A 13,237-nucleotide genomic window follows, 5' to 3' on the forward strand; every position below is an offset into this window, starting at 1 on the left:
TCAAGATGAGATTTCCCATTGCGCAAGCAAGTAAGATCCCTCAAAGACGATGAGGTAGATAGGTTCGAGGTGGAAGCGTGGCGACACGTGCAGCTGACGAATACTAATCGATCGAGGACTTAACCAACAAATTGTACGGAATCCTTGCATGTTCCGGTGTCGTGTATCCAGTTTTGAACGAACAAGAAAAAAGTTTTTGACAAAAAGCTTGAAAAAACCAGTTATAATGGTATAATAAATCTTGTCTTTCAAAATAAAATCAGTCTGGTAATGATGGCAAAGAGGCCACACCCGTTCCCATCCCGAACACGGCAGTTAAGCTCTTTTGCGCCGATGGTAGTTGGGGGTCTCCCCCTGTGAGAGTAGGACGTTGCCAGTCTGATCAATTATTCCGAAGTAGCTCAGTGGTAGAGCACCGCACTGTTAATGCGATGGTCGTAGGTTCGAGTCCTACCTTCGGAGCCAATTTTGGAGAGCTGTCCGAGTGGCCGAAGGAGCATGATTGGAAATCATGTAGGCGGGCAACCGTCTCAAGGGTTCGAATCCCTTGCTCTCCGCCAGAAGATAAATTCCAAAAACATATGGCCCCTTGGTCAAGCGGTTAAGACACCGCCCTTTCACGGCGGTAACACGGGTTCGAATCCCGTAGGGGTCACCAATTTCATGGAGGATTAGCTCAGCTGGGAGAGCATCTGCCTTACAAGCAGAGGGTCGGCGGTTCGATCCCGTCATCCTCCACCATTTACTCTTACATAATCAAGGTTGTACAGTGCGAATGTGATTTGTAAATGATATATTATTATCGCGGGGTGGAGCAGTTCGGTAGCTCGTTGGGCTCATAACCCAAAGGTCGCAGGTTCAAATCCTGCCCCCGCAACCAAATGGTCCCGTGGTGTAGCGGTTAACATGCCTGCCTGTCACGCAGGAGATCGCCGGTTCGATCCCGGTCGGGACCGCCATTTTTATGTAACAAAGTGGGTCAGTAGCTCAGTCGGTAGAGCATTAGATTGAAGCTCTAAGTGTCGGCGGTTCGATTCCGTCCTGACCCACCATTTTTTTATGAAATATCTCCATGCCGGAGTAGCTCAACTGGTAGAGCAACTGACTTGTAATCAGTAGGTTGAGGGTTCAAGTCCTTTCTCCGGCACCATTTTAAGGTGGGGTAGCGAAGTGGCTAAACGCGGCGGACTGTAAATCCGCTCCTTCGGGTTCGGCAGTTCGAATCTGCCCCCCACCACCAGTTTTTAGGGGCATAGTTTAACGGTAGAACAGAGGTCTCCAACACCTCCGATGTGGGTTCGATTCCTACTGCCCCTGCCAATTTTAAAATTTTATGATGGCGGTCGTGGCGAAGTGGTTAACGCACCGGATTGTGATTCCGGCACTCGGGGGTTCAATTCCCCTCGTCCGCCCCATGTTTTCATTTCAATAAATGTACTTTATAAATAATAAAGTGGCGGTCGTGGCGAAGTGGTTAACGCACCGGATTGTGATTCCGGCACTCGGGGGTTCAATTCCCCTCGTCCGCCCCATCTTATATTAATGGGGTATAGCCAAGCGGTAAGGCAACGGGTTTTGATCCCGTCATGCCCTGGTTCGAATCCAGGTACCCCAGCTTTATGCGGAAGTAGTTCAGTGGTAGAACGCCACCTTGCCAAGGTGGAGGTCGCGAGTTCGAACCTCGTCTTCCGCTCCAATATTTGGCGGCATAGCCAAGTGGTAAGGCATGGGTCTGCAACACCCTTATCACCGGTTCGAGTCCGGTTGCCGCCTCCATAATGATTTGCCGGCGTGGCGGAATTGGCAGACGCGCGGGACTCAAAATCCCGTTCCTTCACGGGAGTGTCGGTTCGACCCCGACCGCCGGTATCATGAAAGGGCCTGCCTGCCCTTTCCAAAAACCCCTTAACTATGATTAATCATAGTTAAGGGGTTTTTTTGTTGTTTGCAGTATTTCCAGCATCCCGATCTCTGCTTGGCTGTAGGCGATGTCGATGTAGGCTTTGGGTATGACTTCGAGAACTTTCATATGGCAATTCAGGGAGAGACGAGTTGCCAATGGATTAGCAGCGGAGGATACAGCAGCAGTAGTTGTTGATGCTGTCAGATTCTCTCATTGCTCCCAGCCTATTATTTTGACTTCTATGATGGAAAGTGGGACAAAATGCCAGATGAAAGGTATGGAATGGGAACTGTTAATCCCTACTTATTACTTCACTAATCGAAATAGGGTTTTCAGCAGTATTGGCAGCTAAGTTCTATTTTCTTCTTAGCTTTTCCTGCAGTAAAGTGATAAACAGAATTAATTAAAAATTTTTCTGTTATATTAATAAAGTATTGGCGTATGAAATAAGATGTGCTATAATAATTCTTGTCCGCTAAATCATTACTTGCCGGCGTGGCGGAATTGGCAGACGCGCGGGACTCAAAATCCCGTTCCTTCACCGGAGTGTCGGTTCGACCCCGACCGCCGGTATATTGCAAGTTGAGAAGCAAGGCCCTGACATAATTGTCTGGGCCTTTTTCTTTTCCCGAAATATTTTTTTCAGCGAAAAGGGCATTGAAAAGCCGATGCAAAAGGTTCTTTTGCATCGGCTTTTTTACGGTTCAGATACACAGGGAATTTGTACAGTTATTCAGCGTATTTACAGCTTACGCGCTTGTTCTCCGGTGTGAACATTCCATCTGGGTTCTTTTTGAAGAGCCATGCGTGCAAGTCGTAGTGCTGGCCTTTAGATCCGTCGTGATTGTCCATTGGACCTTGGAATTTCTGGTTGAATAATTTTGGGGTTTTGTCCGTTTCTTCTGCCGGTACATACCATTCAGCAGCGACTAGCTTATAGCTTCCGTCTTTTCTCGGTTCATAAACCAATATTTCAGGTTTTTTGATGTTTAGTTTCGCGTCATCTGCTCGACTCGGTTTGACTAAGTGAATCCCCATATTCGGTACACAGGCTCCAGGTACTAATCCGACAAACCCTTCATCTAAAGCGACATCGATATCCCGGTACTTCTTAAGTGCTTTTTTACTGATAGCTAATTCCTCCCGGACACTGTAATCATCATCGTCGTGATGCGGATGGGCACTGACACTGGATAGAGAGGACAGACTGAGAAACGCGACCATGAGAGCGACAATAAACCTTTTCACTTTACTCCCTCCTTGATGTATTTTTGATATATGTATTAATAATATGTTTTTTCACCATCAATTATAAACCTATATTTTAAAAGTGCAACATAAAAAATGTATAATCTAATTAAATTTAAAGAAATAAACGTAGGGAACCAGTTGTTAAAATATGTGAAAATGTAAAGAAACATGAAGGTGAAAGACCTAATGTATACTTTATTAGGTGTGAAATAACATGTTATACTGTTCTGAATAAAAAAAGCCAACAGCATCATTCCAACAATTGAAAAGAGGGACAGTCATGCAGGAGAGAAATTGGTATGGAATTGATCTGGTTGAACTACTGAAAATTTTAGGGACAGATGCAGACAAGGGTTTGAATATGGAAGAAGTAGCCAGACGGCAAGCAGAATTTGGAGCGAACGAACTTCCGGAACCTAAGAAAGACCCTGCACTCATTAAATTTTTCAAGCACTTTAATGATGTGCTGATTTATGTGCTGCTTGCAGCAGCTGTCGTCACTTTATTTTTAGGACATTATATCGATACTGCGGTGATTTTAATGGTGGTTGTCATCAATGCAATCATCGGTTATATCCAGCAAAGCAAAGCGGAAAAGGCATTGGACAGCATTCGTAAAATGTTGTCATTAAAAGCAACAGCGCTTCGGAGCTCAGTTAGGAGAGAAGTGGCATCTTCCGAATTGGTGCCTGGAGATATTGTCGTGCTTAGCGCAGGCGACAGAATTCCAGCTGATATTCGGATTCTTGAAGCAGATAATTTGAATGTAGAAGAATCTTCGCTGACAGGTGAATCAACAGCAGTTGAAAAGAATCCTGCGCTGCTGCCGGATGATACGGGATTGGGTGACCGCTTGAATATGCTATTTGCTGGGACAACGATTGCCTCCGGTTCTGGGACGGGAATTGTTGTGGCGATCGGAGCAGCTACCGAGCTCGGAAAAATCAGCTCTTCAATAGAAGAAGTAGATCAGCTGCAGACACCGCTATTAAAGCAGACAGCGGCTTTTGGTAAAGTGATTTCGCTGATTATTGTCATTAGTGCTGTTTTAATGTTTGGCATCGGCTATGTGTTCCATGATTACGGAACAGCTGATTTGCTACTGGCCATTATCGGTCTGACTGTAGCGGCGATTCCCGAAGGGTTGCCGGCTGTGCTGTCCATCATCCTGGCCCTTGGTGTACAGCGAATGGCGAGGAAAAACGCTATTGTCCGTAATTTGCCATCTGTTGAGACTCTTGGAGCCGTCACTGTAATTTGTTCGGATAAAACCGGGACGTTAACAAAAAATGAAATGACCGTCACGTCTGTGATGCTGAAAGGTGAAGAGTTTACAGTGACGGGAACCGGCTATTCGCCAAAAGGGACGATTCTTTATGATAATAAATCAGCAAATCTTGAAGATTATCCAGATTTACAGGAATTTTTAACAGCTGTTAAAACGGTCAATGAAGCCCATTTGAGATGTGATGAACAAGGACATTGGGTGATTAGCGGAGATGCGACGGAAGGCTGCCTTATTACACTTGCTGAAAAAGCGGAGGATGCTGTAGAGCGGCTTCCGATTCTATCAAAAATCCCATTTGATTCCAGCTATAAATATATGGCAGCTTTAGTCGAAAATGACGACGGTAAATGGATCTATGTAAAAGGGGCGCCGGAGCGTTTAGTGAAAATGGCCGATTTGGAATTTTCTTCTGCAGAAGAGCGACACTGGCAGGACAAGATGTATCAGCATGCCAATAAAGGCGAGCGGCTGATAGGAGCTGCTGTCAAAAAAGTCAGCAGTTCCAAACTCTCCATTGATCAGGAAGATATGGAATCCGGATTCAATTTGATCGGAATGGCTGGAATCATCGATCCGCCACGAGAAGAAGTCATTGAAGCCATACAGCAATGCAAAAAGGCCGGAATCATCGTGAAAATGATTACGGGTGACCACAAAGATACAGCCGTGGCAATCGGGGCTCAGATGGGCATAGGAGACGGTGAACGCGTTCTCGAAGGCATAGAGTTGGACCGTATGGACGACCGGCAATTGACGCATGCTGCATTGAATTACGATGTCTTCGCGCGCACCAGCCCTAACAATAAGCTGCAGCTGGTCAAAGCACTGCAGGCTGAAAATCATGTTTGTGCGATGACCGGGGATGGCGTCAATGATGCACCGGCTTTAAAACGCGCAGACATTGGTGTGGCCATGGGGATAAAAGGGACGGAAGTGTCGAAGGAAGCAGCTGGAATGGTGCTGGTGGATGATAATTTCAGTACGATTGTCAATGCGGTGAAAGAAGGCAGGCGCGTCTACGATAACCTGAAGAAGACGATCCTTTTTATCTTGCCGACGAATGTGTCGGAAGGCGCTTTGATTTTTGTCAGCATCCTGTTCGGTACGACGTTACCTTTGACGGCGGTACAGATTTTGTGGGTGAATATGATTTCCGCTGTCACCATCTCTTTGGCGATTGCCTTCGAGAAATTAGAACACGGTGCCATGGAGCGCCCTCCTAGAAAATCGAATTCCAAATTGCTGAGCCCTTATTATATTTTCCGGGTCGCTTTTGTTTCATTTGTCATCTGTGGTGGGATTCTATTGATGAATAGGCTTTTGGACAATCAGCAGGTGGATCCGGCGATCATCAATACGATGACGCTGCAGGCATTGGTGATGTCGCAATTGATGTATTTATTCAATTGCCGAAGTGAAACAGAATTTGCGTTAAACCGTGATTTTTTCTCGAATAAAATTGCGTTTTTGGTATCGGGAATTCTGATTGCTGTGCAGCTATCGGTTACCTACGTGCCATTTATGAATATCCTGCTTGGAACAGTTCCGTTGGAGGCGCGGTTTTGGATCTGGCCGATTATAATCGGTATTTCAGTGTTTATCATCGTGGAACTGGAGAAATGGATCGTCCGCCAGTACAGGAAATCTGGAAAATTCCTTAAAACTGTTACATAGCCACTGCACTTTTAGAAATTGAATCCCATTGAATTGCGGCGCGCATACGAAGGGTGAAAAGTGAATGCAGTGGCTGGTCCTGTCCTATTTGTTTATAGGACAGGATTTTGTAGTGGGATTAATTGCAGAACGGAGTTTTTGAGTTTCGTACAGGAAATGTGTATGCTAAAACATAATTGATGATTCTGCAGTGCAAAGGAGAATTCGATGAGACACATACATAGTAATATTTTGGAATTTAGAGGGAGCCATTACGATTTCGGTTTCAGACAAGGCGAACTTTTAAAGGACAGCATCACCCTGGACAATCGGACAAAGCAATGGAAGGCGAAGAGGCCGAGGTTTGAAATCGACTTAGAAGACACGGAACAGGCTTACCGTAAATTTGCCCCTGGAATCTGGGAAGAGCTGATCGGTCTGCAGGAAAGCCTCAAATTACCGATGGAAGATGTATTGCGTGATTTTGGAGGCTACCGGATCGACGCGATGCCATCGGGCTGCTCGATTGTAACCGGCCAGGATTTTATGGTCCGGAACTACGACTTTCATCCACAGACCTACGAAGGGCGCTTCAGCCTGTTTCAGCCAGATAACCAGGGTTATGCCATCATCGGGCCGACTTCACGAATTACGGGACGAATGGACGGCATGAATGAAAAAGGGTTGGCGATGGGCTATAACTTCACGCACCGGAAAAAGCCCGGCGATGGGTTCGTCTGTTACCTGATTGGCCGCATCATTCTGGAAACTTGCGCGACGATCGAAGAAGCGGTGTCGCTGCTGAAGGAAATCCCACACCGGGGGTCGTTCAGCTATATCGTGACTGACCCAAGCGGTGAAACGCGGATTATCGAAGCGAGTCCGCGGGCGGTCGATGTCCGGGTCAGCAATGTCTGCACCAATCATTTTGAAATCCAGCAGCACGAAAATCGCAACTACCTGAAGGACTCGTTTGACCGGCTGGAAGCCATCCACACCCAGAAAAGCCAGACAGAGGATGCGCTGCAGGCGTTCCGCCTGTTCAACGATACGGACAAAGGAGTTTTTTCAGAACTGTATAAAAGTTGGGCAGGGACCATTCACACATCTCTTTATTTGCCAAAGGAAAAGAGTGTCTGGTTTGCGCTTGGCGGCAATCAACAACCGACAGTTTTTGATTTTGACAGCTGGCTGAAGGGAAAAGATTTAGATATTCAGAAAGTACATGGAGCGATCGATACAGAAATCGGTTTTGCCCATATGGATAAGCAGTTTTTACCTAAACAAGAAAAAGGCGCCAGCATTTAAGTTGCTGGCGCCTTTTGTCATTAGAGCTCGACCATATGGGCAAATGGCAGATGCGTATCGATTTTTCCGTTGATGCGTTTGGCGTATAGCCTTTCACCCTGCAGCCATTTCTCAAAATCAAGCATGAGCGGCAGGCGGTCCGGGCCGATGGCGAATCCGACTTCCAGGCTATGCTGGAAATAAGAAGCGGTGTGCAAGGTACCGGAAGCCGTGCTGTATTTTTTCGAGAAGACGCCTTTATCCGAGTCGTTCAAGAGCCGAAAAGCACTGTAGGCGTTGATCTGGTTTTGCTGCTGCGCAAGCATCGTTTGTTCTCTTCTGCGGGAATCGTCTGTTTGGTAGCGGTTTTCCTCCACCAGCAATTCAAAATGATTGGTGGAAACCGCCGATTCACGAACCACTACAGAACGAGGTGAAGCTTCGACGACTACGGATTTTCCGGTGCGATCCAGCAGCACATAGCTGAAAGAGCGGCGATGTGGAAGTTCTTCCAGCAATGCAACTGCGTCTTCGATGGTCGCACAGTTTTCCAAAATCAGGCGGCCGATCATATTGCAGATAAAACCGTCTTCCGAATTTCGGCGATTGATGAAATTGTAGCCCATCACAAGGCCTTTCTCATTCATCCCATCGGTCCGTCCGGTAATCTGCATGGTCGGTCCGATGGTGGCAAATCCGCCGTCTGTCGGCTGATACAAGGCAAATCGCCCTTCATAGCCCTCAGGCGAACTATCGTAATTGCGGACCATGAAATCAGATTCCGTATAGATGGAGCAGCCGCTCCGCGTATATTCCAAGTAATAGCCGCCAAACTCCCGGATAGCCTCATCCATGGGCCATTCCAGCGCATCGGCCAAGCCGTTGATTTCTTCCCATACTCTTGGGGCTAATGTCAATAAAATATTTCTGGCACGTTGTTCGTCTATGATCAAATGGCGGCTGGAAGCTTTTCGTTGCTTTTGGCGGTTGGGAAGAATCAAAGATTCCTTCAGCAGTTCTCCCTGCATCCGGCCAAAATCATAATGGCTTCCCCGAAACTGGACAATGTCGCTATGCACTCGTTTCACGTGTTGATCCCTCTTTTACTCATCAATGTAAGAAGAGTTTACTGCATCTGTTTGCGAATGAAAAAGAATATGCCTATAGCTGAAGTTTGTAGAAGTTTTGGGGAGAAAAGACATGTAAGTATGCGTCGCATCGAAAGCTTTTTGAAGCTAGACGGTACCGGTGGAATAAGTTAGGGGGAAGGGGGAGCAGGTCAAGTGGAAAAAAATATTCCGTGAAAATAAAAGCATGTATCAATAAATCAATAGAACAGCAAAAAGACCGGGCTTCTCTAAGTCGAGAGGCCGGTCTTTGGGTTCATGAAGTCAAACGACATAAAATTCGGCATCTCCACCGTTGATGCCGGTAAACATATTGGAAGCAGCAGTCAGAAGCTGTAGAGCAGTATCGCGGTCCATGGATGGCCGCAGGTAAAAGATATGGACAGCATTTGTTGTCTGTTCAGTTACAGCAGTCCGCTTAGAATCGACGTAGGGGCTGCCGAATGCGCCTTCAGCATCTTTGGATACCAGAATGCCAGTTAATGTATTGACACGATTATTCAAGCCTTCATAGCGGTCTGAGCTGGTGCCGACGGCGATGTTGATATCACCTTTAATTTTATCAGCATCATAGAGGCCAAGTGGAATTTCGTATTGCAGCGACAGAAAGCTGTTCATGTCGACGGCTGAATCCACTGTGGATAAGTAATTCTGTTTTTTGACGCGCCGGTACAGCGCTTCCGCTGATGGGCGGTAACGGCTGGGATCAGCTCCCAGGGCTTTCCAGATTAATTGCCATTCGAGAAGGCCGGGAAATTCGGTTAGATCCTTATCTTCCAAATCGAAGTACAACTGTTCCTGAAAAAGCTGGAGACGGCCTTTTAACATTTGAGGTGAATCGGAAACGGTGATATTGTTATAATGAATGACGCCGATTTTAAAATCGCTTAGAATTTCGTTTATTTGAGGATCGATTGTCAGTTTCATTGCAATCTTCCTTTCGCCTAGGGGTTTTTATTATCGTATCATAGAAATGAGTGAGGGGTTACAACATGAATCTTGACCAGTTCCAAAAAGAGCTTGTTGCGTATGCCTCGGAGATCGGGATTGATAAAATCGGCTTTGCTTCTGCAGAACCTTTTTATAGCTTAAAGCATCAATTGATTCGCCAGCAGCAGCTGAACTACCAGTCCGGTTTTGAAGAAGCGGATTTGGAAAAACGCACGCGGCCGGAGCTTTTGCTGAATGAAGCCGTCAGCATCATTGCCATCGCAATCGCCTACCCGTCGCGGATGGAAGCTGCTCCGCAGGGAGTCAAAGGCGCGAGGCGTGGTATATTCTCCCGTTCGTCATGGGGCAAGGATTACCATGCGGCGCTTAGGGAGAGGCTCACGCTGCTGGAAGCGTTCATCGCTGCGCATTACCCGGACGCACGGATGCGGTCGATGGTCGATACAGGCGAGCTTTCAGACCGGGCAGTGGCGGAACGTGCCGGCATCGGGTGGAGTGCCAAGAATACCAATATCATCACGCCGGAATTCGGTTCCTATGTCTATCTTGGCGAGATGATCACCAATATTCCATTCCGTTTCGATGAAGCGATGGAAGATCAATGCGGCGATTGCCGTTTGTGCATCGATACCTGTCCGACAGGAGCTATAGTCGAAGGCGGGCAGTTGAACGCCCAGCGCTGTATTTCATTTTTGACGCAGACCAAAGGGTTTCTGCCGGATGAATTCCGAAGCAAGATCGGAAACCGGTTATATGGCTGCGACACTTGCCAGACCGTTTGTCCGAAGAACAAACGCAAAGCCAATCAAATTCATGCGGAATTCGAACCAGACCCGGAAATCGCCAAGCCATTGCTCGAGCCATTGCTGACCATCTCCAACCGGGAATTCAAGGAGAAGTTTGGATATGTGTCCGGTTCATGGCGGGGCAAAAAACCGATTCAACGAAACGCGATCCTGGCATTGGCTCATTTCAAAGAAACATCCGCCGTGCCAGCGTTGATCAATTTACTAAAGAGTGATGAGCGGCCGGTGATCCGGGGTACTGCTGCATGGGCAATCGGAAAAATAGGTACTGATGAGGGCCTGGAAGCATTAAAACAGGCAGAGCAGAAAGAAAAGGATTTGGAAGTTCAAGAGGAAATTCAAAAAGGATTGGCATTTTTTGCTGAAGGATTGAAAGGATAAGTGACAGATTTGGCTATTCACATTGTGTTGTACCAACCGCTGATTCCAGCGAATACAGGAAATATCGCGCGTTCATGCGCAGGGACGGGAGTAAAGCTGCATCTGATCCGCCCACTCGGGTTCTCGACGGACGATAAGATGCTGAAACGCGCCGGACTGGATTATTGGGAGCATGTCGATATCCATTATTACGATAGTCTGCAGGAGCTGTTTGACAGTTATCCCGATGGAGAGTTTTACTATATTACGAAGTTTGGTGCACAGCCTCATACCTCATTCGACTTCTCAGACAGAGGCAAAGACCATTTCTTCGTGTTCGGTCAGGAAACAAAAGGCTTGCCGAAGGAATTGATCGAGCAGAATCCCGATCATTGTCTGCGCATTCCGATGAATGACAATATCCGTTCACTCAATTTATCAAACACAGCGGCCATATTAATGTATGAAGCTTTGCGCCAGCAGGATTATCCAGGCCTGGAATAGAAAAAAGGACAGCGAAATTCGCTGTCCTTTTGTACTATTCTCTTTCGTTTGTTCCAGGCTTGTCATCGTATCCAGCAGTGAAAATAGCTACTAGAAACGAAACACAAATACCCAAAATAAGGATTAAGTTCATAAATAATGACCTCCTTGAAATGTGCATCTTTGTTTAGTATAGCTTACAATCGGGAAAAATGAAATATACACATCAATTGAAATATGGATAATTTCTGACGGTCTGAAAAGGATGTGGACCTTAAGAAAAACGAAACCTTTGCCGTGTTCATCCGTATAGTATAGATAAGCTAGTTAAAGAAGGGATGATAACGAATGAAAATGAAAATTTCTGTCGCTTTGCTTTGGATTACGGGTTTAGCTGAAGCCTTTCTGGCAATTCCGTTGATCGGTGGCGGCTTTGTCATCAGCACGGGTTATTCCGTTTTAGGCGTCATGTTCGTACTCCATGCGATTACCTTGTTCTTCTGTTTCCGTGAATATTCACCGAAATCGGGATCGATTCTTGGAATCATCACAAGTGCGATTGCCTGGATCCCAGGAATCGGCTGGGTGTTCCATTTGATTACAGCAGCCGTCTTGCTGATTACAGCAGCAATGTCAGGTGCTAGAGCACGAATCTAAACAAAAAACCGCCAATGGGCGGTTTTTTTATGTTATTAATGAGGCGCAATCAGCAATTGAATCACAAACAAGACAGCGAATACGTAAAGAATTGGATGGACCGATCTGCCTTTGCCTTTAAAGATTTTCATCAAAGGATACGAGATGAATCCGAAAGCGATGCCGGTTGCGATGCTGGAAGTCAGCGGCATTGCCAGAACAATCAGGAATGCCGGGAACGCTTCGTCGAATTCTTCCCATTCAATGTGTTTGACCGCACCGATCATCAAGCTTCCGACGATGATCAATGCAGGAGCCGTAATCGCCGCCACATTCGATAAGGCGCCGACTAAAGGTCCGAAAAATGCAGCGATGATGAATAGGATGGCGACGGTCAAACTGGTCAAGCCGGTCCGTCCACCAGCTGCAACGCCTGCTGAAGATTCAACGTAAGCGGAAGTTGGGCTGGTTCCGACCATCGCACCTGCTGTGGCCGCGACAGAGTCAGCCAATAAGGCTTGACGCATTCTCGGCATTTTATTGCCTTTCATCAAGCCTGCCTGCTTGGCCACGCCGATCATGGTGCCGGTCGTATCGAACAACGTCACCAACAGGAACGAAAAGACGACGCCGTACAGGCCGAATTCAATCACCAATTGAAGAGCTTCAACCGGATTCCAGATAAGGATGCCTTCAGGCAATGAGGGCAGCTGCATCAAGCCGCCTTCAAACTTTAATTGGCCAGTAAAAAAGGCGACGACGCCAGTCACGATCATTCCGTAGAAAATGCCGCCATGAATGTTCAGCGACATGAAGATGACCGTCACCAGCAGCCCAAGTAAAGTCAATGCCACAGCTGGAGAAGTCAAATCACCCAAGCCGACCAGGTTGGCTTCATTAGCGACAATTAAACCGCTCAGCCTCATGCCGATAAAAGCGATAAAAAGGCCGATGCCTGCAGTGATGGCATGTTTCAAATTTTCAGGAATGGCCTGGATCAGCACTTTTCGCATAGAGGTCAATGACAGCAACACAAAAATGAGGCCGGCGACAAATACTGCCGCAAATGCGGTTACGTAGTCGATGGCGCCGTCCGAACCCAGTACCATTGAAGTGAAGTAAGCATTTAATCCCATGCCCGGGGCAATAGCGATCGGGTAATTGGCTGCTAACGCCATCCAAAGTGTACCGATGGCAGCCGCGATGATGGTTGCCAAAAATACCTGATCGAATGGTACGCCGGCAGCGCCGAGGATGACGGGGTTGACGATGACGATGTAGGCCATTGTCAGGAACGTCGTCATTCCAGCTGTGATTTCAGTCTTTATAGTAGTATTATTTTCTTTTAAATGAAACATAAAAAAAGCTCCTCCTAAAACACGAACAATTTTAAACGACAAGATATATATTATTCGTTTTACTGCTTAAGCGCAAGAGGTTTTGGGGAAATCTTTAAAGTCGAATTTGTAAATTATTATTTGTACAATGGAAA

9 protein-coding genes, 17 tRNA genes and 2 rRNA genes are annotated in these 13,237 nt (G+C 46.7%); 24 read left to right on the forward strand and 4 right to left on the reverse strand.

Annotation, left to right across the window (positions count from 1 at the left end; genetic code table 11):
* From ACRC6Q_RS15710 to ACRC6Q_RS15800, 19 genes are all read left to right on the forward strand, one after another.
* Positions 1-127, forward strand: a 23S ribosomal RNA gene (locus ACRC6Q_RS15710); the annotation flags it as partial.
* A gap of 136 nt (positions 128-263) precedes the next feature.
* A 5S ribosomal RNA gene (gene rrf / locus ACRC6Q_RS15715) occupies positions 264-379 on the forward strand.
* An 11-nt stretch (positions 380-390) separates the two neighbouring features.
* A tRNA-Asn gene (locus ACRC6Q_RS15720) sits at positions 391-465 on the forward strand.
* Positions 466-470: 5 nt separating this feature from the next.
* Positions 471-560, forward strand: a tRNA-Ser gene (locus tag ACRC6Q_RS15725).
* A gap of 23 nt (positions 561-583) precedes the next feature.
* A tRNA-Glu gene (locus ACRC6Q_RS15730) sits at positions 584-658 on the forward strand.
* Between the two features lie 7 nt (positions 659-665).
* Positions 666-741, forward strand: a tRNA-Val gene (locus ACRC6Q_RS15735).
* A 62-nt stretch (positions 742-803) separates the two neighbouring features.
* A tRNA-Met gene (locus ACRC6Q_RS15740) sits at positions 804-880 on the forward strand.
* A 3-nt stretch (positions 881-883) separates the two neighbouring features.
* Positions 884-959, forward strand: a tRNA-Asp gene (locus ACRC6Q_RS15745).
* Between the two features lie 17 nt (positions 960-976).
* Positions 977-1,052 (forward strand) — tRNA-Phe (locus tag ACRC6Q_RS15750).
* Between the two features lie 22 nt (positions 1,053-1,074).
* Positions 1,075-1,150, forward strand: a tRNA-Thr gene (locus ACRC6Q_RS15755).
* A gap of 6 nt (positions 1,151-1,156) precedes the next feature.
* Positions 1,157-1,240 (forward strand) — tRNA-Tyr (locus ACRC6Q_RS15760).
* A 6-nt stretch (positions 1,241-1,246) separates the two neighbouring features.
* Positions 1,247-1,320, forward strand: a tRNA-Trp gene (locus ACRC6Q_RS15765).
* A 19-nt stretch (positions 1,321-1,339) separates the two neighbouring features.
* Positions 1,340-1,415: transfer RNA gene (locus ACRC6Q_RS15770), tRNA-His, on the forward strand.
* A gap of 41 nt (positions 1,416-1,456) precedes the next feature.
* Positions 1,457-1,532 (forward strand) — tRNA-His (locus tag ACRC6Q_RS15775).
* An 11-nt stretch (positions 1,533-1,543) separates the two neighbouring features.
* Positions 1,544-1,615: transfer RNA gene (locus tag ACRC6Q_RS15780), tRNA-Gln, on the forward strand.
* A gap of 6 nt (positions 1,616-1,621) precedes the next feature.
* Positions 1,622-1,696: transfer RNA gene (locus ACRC6Q_RS15785), tRNA-Gly, on the forward strand.
* A 6-nt stretch (positions 1,697-1,702) separates the two neighbouring features.
* Positions 1,703-1,776 (forward strand) — tRNA-Cys (locus ACRC6Q_RS15790).
* Positions 1,777-1,785: 9 nt separating this feature from the next.
* Positions 1,786-1,869, forward strand: a tRNA-Leu gene (locus ACRC6Q_RS15795).
* Positions 1,870-2,392: 523 nt separating this feature from the next.
* Positions 2,393-2,476 (forward strand) — tRNA-Leu (locus tag ACRC6Q_RS15800).
* 156 nt (positions 2,477-2,632) lie between these two features.
* On the opposite strand, the gene ACRC6Q_RS15805 is transcribed toward ACRC6Q_RS15800, so the two are convergent.
* Positions 2,633-3,151 carry a hypothetical protein gene (locus tag ACRC6Q_RS15805; RefSeq protein WP_223641417.1) on the reverse strand — a complete coding sequence of 173 codons (519 nt, stop codon included), beginning with the start codon at positions 3,149-3,151 and terminating at the stop codon, positions 2,633-2,635.
* 283 nt (positions 3,152-3,434) lie between these two features.
* Between ACRC6Q_RS15805 and ACRC6Q_RS15810 the strand changes: the two genes are divergently transcribed.
* Positions 3,435-6,116: a cation-transporting P-type ATPase gene (locus tag ACRC6Q_RS15810; RefSeq protein ID WP_431467005.1), complete on the forward strand. Its 2,682-nt coding sequence runs from the start codon at positions 3,435-3,437 to the stop codon at positions 6,114-6,116.
* A gap of 207 nt (positions 6,117-6,323) precedes the next feature.
* Positions 6,324-7,403, forward strand: a complete 1,080-nt coding sequence (locus tag ACRC6Q_RS15815) for a C45 family autoproteolytic acyltransferase/hydolase (protein WP_223641455.1) — start codon at positions 6,324-6,326, stop codon at positions 7,401-7,403.
* Between the two features lie 20 nt (positions 7,404-7,423).
* Here ACRC6Q_RS15815 and ACRC6Q_RS15820 read toward each other — a convergent pair whose 3' ends face one another.
* Positions 7,424-8,470, reverse strand: a complete 1,047-nt coding sequence (locus tag ACRC6Q_RS15820; protein WP_431467006.1) for a C45 family autoproteolytic acyltransferase/hydolase — start codon at positions 8,468-8,470, stop codon at positions 7,424-7,426.
* A gap of 303 nt (positions 8,471-8,773) precedes the next feature.
* Positions 8,774-9,436, reverse strand: coding sequence for a B3/B4 domain-containing protein (locus ACRC6Q_RS15825; RefSeq protein WP_431467007.1), 663 nt, complete (start codon positions 9,434-9,436; stop codon positions 8,774-8,776).
* Between the two features lie 65 nt (positions 9,437-9,501).
* Between ACRC6Q_RS15825 and queG the strand changes: the two genes are divergently transcribed.
* The 3 genes from queG to ACRC6Q_RS15840 all read left to right on the forward strand — a co-directional run bounded on the left by queG (position 9,502) and on the right by ACRC6Q_RS15840 (position 11,766).
* Positions 9,502-10,647, forward strand: coding sequence for a tRNA epoxyqueuosine(34) reductase QueG (gene queG, locus ACRC6Q_RS15830; RefSeq protein WP_223641495.1), 1,146 nt, complete (start codon positions 9,502-9,504; stop codon positions 10,645-10,647).
* 9 nt (positions 10,648-10,656) lie between these two features.
* Positions 10,657-11,130: a tRNA (uridine(34)/cytosine(34)/5-carboxymethylaminomethyluridine(34)-2'-O)-methyltransferase TrmL gene (gene trmL, locus ACRC6Q_RS15835; RefSeq protein ID WP_223642003.1), complete on the forward strand. Its 474-nt coding sequence runs from the start codon at positions 10,657-10,659 to the stop codon at positions 11,128-11,130.
* Between the two features lie 327 nt (positions 11,131-11,457).
* Positions 11,458-11,766 carry a hypothetical protein gene (locus tag ACRC6Q_RS15840; RefSeq protein ID WP_223641498.1) on the forward strand — a complete coding sequence of 103 codons (309 nt, stop codon included), beginning with the start codon at positions 11,458-11,460 and terminating at the stop codon, positions 11,764-11,766.
* A 35-nt stretch (positions 11,767-11,801) separates the two neighbouring features.
* On the opposite strand, the gene ACRC6Q_RS15845 is transcribed toward ACRC6Q_RS15840, so the two are convergent.
* Entirely contained in the window at positions 11,802-13,103 is a 1,302-nt protein-coding gene (locus ACRC6Q_RS15845) for an NCS2 family permease (RefSeq protein WP_223641500.1), read from the reverse strand.
* Positions 13,104-13,237: the final 134 nt, after the last annotated feature.

Origin of the sequence: Planococcus sp. SE5232, from assembly GCF_050686535.1 — a bacterium.
Lineage (GTDB): Bacteria > Bacillota > Bacilli > Bacillales_A > Planococcaceae > Planococcus.